At 51.0% G+C, this 4,479-nt stretch carries 6 protein-coding genes; all 6 read left to right on the forward strand.

The features are described 5' to 3' along the window. Positions 1-851: hypothetical protein (locus tag Q0236_RS05900; RefSeq protein ID WP_297916005.1), on the forward strand; the 851-nt coding region annotated here is incomplete at its 5' end. Then, positions 848-1,603: a 1-acyl-sn-glycerol-3-phosphate acyltransferase gene (locus Q0236_RS05905; RefSeq protein WP_297916007.1), complete on the forward strand. Its 756-nt coding sequence runs from the start codon at positions 848-850 to the stop codon at positions 1,601-1,603. The genes Q0236_RS05900 and Q0236_RS05905, both read left to right, overlap by 4 nt. After that, on the forward strand, positions 1,600-1,866 hold the full coding sequence (locus tag Q0236_RS05910) for a phosphopantetheine-binding protein (RefSeq protein WP_177388711.1): 267 nt from the start codon (positions 1,600-1,602) through the stop codon (positions 1,864-1,866). Before Q0236_RS05905 ends, Q0236_RS05910 begins: the two co-directional genes overlap by 4 nt. Further along, positions 1,859-2,137 (forward strand): acyl carrier protein, encoded by a 279-nt coding sequence (locus Q0236_RS05915; protein WP_295152246.1) that lies wholly within the window; start codon positions 1,859-1,861, stop codon positions 2,135-2,137. Before Q0236_RS05910 ends, Q0236_RS05915 begins: the two co-directional genes overlap by 8 nt. A 664-nt stretch (positions 2,138-2,801) precedes the next feature. Beyond that, on the forward strand, positions 2,802-3,335 hold the full coding sequence (locus tag Q0236_RS05920; RefSeq protein ID WP_297916009.1) for a DNA gyrase subunit B: 534 nt from the start codon (positions 2,802-2,804) through the stop codon (positions 3,333-3,335). After that, positions 3,316-4,479: class I adenylate-forming enzyme family protein (locus Q0236_RS05925; protein ID WP_297916011.1), on the forward strand; the 1,164-nt coding region annotated here is incomplete at its 3' end. The genes Q0236_RS05920 and Q0236_RS05925, both read left to right, overlap by 20 nt.

A 4,479-nucleotide genomic window follows, 5' to 3' on the forward strand; every position in this document is an offset into this window, starting at 1 on the left:
AATCGAGTTGCAATGAGGCGCACTGCGAAAATACGCCGCCGAGGCATACGCAACGAACTGAAAAAAATCTGCCTAAGCGGTGCAAGTCGCGGGCTATAAAAATTTTACCGCAGCAGTACACCGTAAAATTCCGCCATAAAGACAGATGCGGCGAGCCGAAATGCTACGCGCAGCGGGCTACAAATTTCATATTTTCAGCAGAACAAAGCTTGGGTTACGAGTTTAAATTTAGCCGCGCGATGAACCAAGTAGCCTATCAGGCAAAATGCGCACGACAAAGCGTTGCGATAAATTTTAAATTTAACTGCGTCGCGAGCTATAAATTTAATCAGACAGTGCGCCATGCGATAGCGCTAAAACAGCGTATATGGCGCTTTGCAGAAATTCCGTCGCAAAGGCGCGTGTGGCAAGTCGCTGAAATTCTACCGCAACGATACGCGCGGCAAAAGATAGAAGCTCCATCGCAGCAATACGCACGAAGCATGCAGAAAACTGCGGAAATTTTGCTGGGGCAATACATACGGCAAACGACAAGAATTCCACAAAATCGCGGTTTACCGCACGCCGCAAAAATTTCATTGCTTCGGCACACGCAGGGCGCCGAGATCGCCTCCGCTCAGATCATGAAAGCTCTATTACTTCGGCACACGCCGCAAGCCGAAATATCGCGCGCGACAAACCGCAAAAACTCCACTGCGATGCGGCAGGCGGCAAGCCGTAGAAATTTTATCGAGGCTGCCCGCATGACGAGCCATCAAATCCCCACTGAGAACCACAAAATCATCGCCGAAAGCTGTAAAATCCTCATCGAGAGGCATAAAATCCCCGCCGAAAGAGGCGCCGCGCGATGAAGCAGACAGATCCGCTAAGGCGCAAGCTTAAACAGATCGGCATCGCGTTATCCTTCTCAAGCTTCGGCGCGCTGTGTATGATAGGCAACCTGCTCTTCCTCCCCGTAGCGCTGCTGAGGCTAAACCGCACAGAGGTCGTGCGAAATTTCGTGCGCGATTTTATAATGATCTCGTGGCGCATATTTTTGCTGCTCGCGCGACTTTACGGCAGCATCGGCGTGAGCTGGCGCTGCAAACTCCCGCCTAGCGGCACTCTCATCATCGCAAACCACCCCAGCCTGCTTGACGTGGTGATCTTTTTGGCTCATGTGCGGCGCGCAAACTGCGTAGTCAAGGAAAGCCTGTGTAAAAATCCCTTCCTCTCCGCCGCCATCGCAGCCGCGGGCTACATCCCAAACACCGGCTCGGAAGCGATGATAGATGCGTGCCGCAGCGCCCTTGAGCGAGGAGAAAGCCTAATCATCTTCCCCGAGGGCACGCGCACCGCGGATCGCATCGCCATGCACAAAGCGGCGTTTTACATCGCGATAAATTTCGCAAAAAACATAAACTGCGTCGCGATAAAAATGGATCCTAAAAGCCTAAAAAAAGGACAAGTATGGTACGATACGCCCGAGGTTCGGATGAAATACGACCTCTACGAGCTGTGCGCGCTCGATCTAACGGGCTTCGAGCCGGATCGCCCAAACCCGATCCGCGTGCGCAAACTCTACGAAAAAATATCAAATCTATATGAAAAGGAGAATCTGTGAACGAAGAAATTTTGGAGCTTAAGGAGCTGATCATTTCGGGGCTGAACCTCGAAGACGTAGCGCCCGGCGACATAAATGACGATGAGCCGCTTTTTGGCGACGGGCTGGGGCTCGATTCGGTCGATGCGCTGGAGCTCGGGCTTTTGGTGCAAAAAAAATACGGCATCGTGCTTAACTCAAAAACCCAAAATTTAAAGCAAATTTTCTCATCCGTCGCGTCTTTGGCGCAATACATCGCCGAAAATAGGAGTAAAAATGAGTAAAGATGAAATTTTTGAAATTTTAAAAAAGGCGCTCGTGGAGCTTTTCGAGATCGACGAGAGTAAGGTCGTGCCTGAGGCTAAAATTTACGAGGATCTGCAGATCGACAGCATCGACGCGATCGATCTGGTCGATTACGTCAAGAAAAACACCGGCTACAAGCTGATGCCCGATGATTTTAAAAATATCCAAACTCTTGGCGACATCGTGGATGCCGTAGCCGCAAAGCTCGATCAGGGCGCGAGCGTGGAAACTACGGGCGGCGAGAGTTAAATTTCGCCGTGCGGTGCGGCAGGATCGCGTGCGGCGGCTTGGTAGTTTACTTTGCGGCGGCACGGGGCAGCGGGCGAGCGGATAACATAGGCGGCGTTTGTTTGACGGCGTGCGGCGAATGTTTTAATTGAAAGAGCGCGGAGCAAGCGGCTTTACGGGCTTAGCGCTTAGGCGGCACGGCACAAAGCCCGCTTATTTGCTGCTTTTAAACTAGCATGAAAAAGCGCTTTGCGGATCAAAATTTTAAAATTTAAATCTGCGAGCCTGGGTCAAATTTTGAAATTTTAAAAGGCGTTGTTTCTTTTGCGGCCGCTGTTTTAATAAAATTTCAAAATTTTAAAATTTCGGCTAAATTTGATTTAGCGGATCTGATCGCGAGTGCGGCGGTGCGAGTTAAATTAGGACGCAGCTAAATTTAAAAGCGGCGCTGCCGGAATTTAAATGCGGCGAGCAAGGCTAAATTTAAATTTTAAAAGCATAGCGCCTAAAATTTGAACGCCGAAGCTAAATTTAAAGTATCGAAGTGCGGTAAATCGCCCGCGGCAAGAGCCTAACCGCCGTAACAAAAACCAAAACTACCGCAGCAAAGCCCAACGCTGTGACGAAGCTAAAGCTGCCGCGGTAAAAACCAAGCCCTTGCGGCTAAATTTAAGGATTACAAAGATTGCGACGAACGATATTTTTAAAAACAGCTACCGTAATTTTAAGCGTGTTTTACCCTTTCGGCCTCTATTTTTTGCACGGCGGCGCGCGGGTCTGCTTGCTCGCGGCGATGAGCGCGCTATGGGGAGCGCGAGCTGTTTTTGAAAGTAAAGATCGCGCTATTAAGGGCGCGTGCGCGGCATTTTTTGTGCTGTGCGCCATATTTGGCGGTCTTGCGTATCTGTATCCGCTCATAATAAATTTCTCGCTCGCGGCGCTTTTCGCGCTCAGCCTAAGATCGACGCCCGCGATCACGCGCCTGGCGCTTTTGAAGCAGCCGGGTCTCAACGAGCACGGCCGCGCCTACACGCGCAAGCTGACCGAAATTTGGCTCGGATTTTTCGTGCTAAACGGCCTGCTTAGCGCGGCGCTGCTGCTACCGCGAGATAAAATTTATTGGAGCGTTTATTGCGGCGCGATCTCATACGTCCTCATCGGCGCGCTGATCGGCGGCGAGATGATTTTTAGGAAATTTTATGTTAAAAAATTTGATTAATTCTTTGAAGCCTTACGAGTGCGAAATCCTTGCCGCGGCAGCTCTTGCGCGCGATTTGGCAAAAACTGGATGCAAGCAGAGCGAAGCGGCAAACTTAAAAGGCGCGGATAAACTCCAAAGCGGCGCGGCAAATGTAAATTTAAAAGATGCGGAAAATTCTAACAGAAGCGTAAATTTCAACGACGCGGAAAATTCTAGCGGCGGCACAGATACCGTGCACGCCACACAAACAGCGCAGACGCAAGAGCAAAAAAACGCGCCGATGATCGAAATTTACGGCGAGGATGCGGCGGAGTTCATTGCGTTTTTTTTCGGCGCGCTGATTGCGGGTTTTGCGCCCGTACTGCTACGAGAGCCCAAATTTAGCGGTGAATTTCATCTCGGCGGCGACGTGAAAATTCCAAATCTCGCCGCAGCGCAAAATTTAGACGAATTCAGCCCTCATGATTTAGAAAACATTTCGTCTCGCGATACGGGAAAATCCGCGCCTAAAATTTCATCTAAAAACGCGCCGCAAAATCACGCGCCGTACGAGCAAGAGGATGTCTCTTTGCATCTGCTGCGCGCCGATCAAAAATTTTATATCAAAACTTCGGGCTCGACGGGCGAGGCGAAAAATATCGAAAAAAGCCTGCGCGATATGGTTTTGGAGGCGGAATTTTTGATAGAAAGATTCGGCCTTTGCGCAAGCGATCGATTTCTATCGGGCGTCTCGCACCAAAATATGTTCGGGCTTACCTTTAGCATCTTCGTGCCGCTGCTTTGCGGCTCGCGCACGCAAAAAGGCGGTCTAAACTACCCTGAAATCATCCTCGCAGCCGATCTTGCGGGCGCCGTGCTGATCAGCTCGCCCACGGTGCTCGGCGCGCTGTGCGAACACGCAGATGCTGCAAACATAGCACCTTTGAGCACCATTTTTAGCGCGGGTGCGCCGCTAAGTCCTGCGATCCGAGATGGGTTGCGCGCGCTTAGCAATGCCCGCATCGTCGATATTTACGGCTCCAGCGAAACGGGCGTGATCGCCTGCAACGAAGGCGCAGGACTTAAGAAATTTGCCCCCGTAAGCGTGCAGATCCGCGCAGATATTGATAGCGGTGCGACAAAGCGCAATGGGATATTACCCGCTACTGCCGATCCTGCGGCA

This window comes from uncultured Campylobacter sp. (assembly GCF_938031315.1).
Lineage (GTDB): Bacteria > Campylobacterota > Campylobacteria > Campylobacterales > Campylobacteraceae > Campylobacter_B.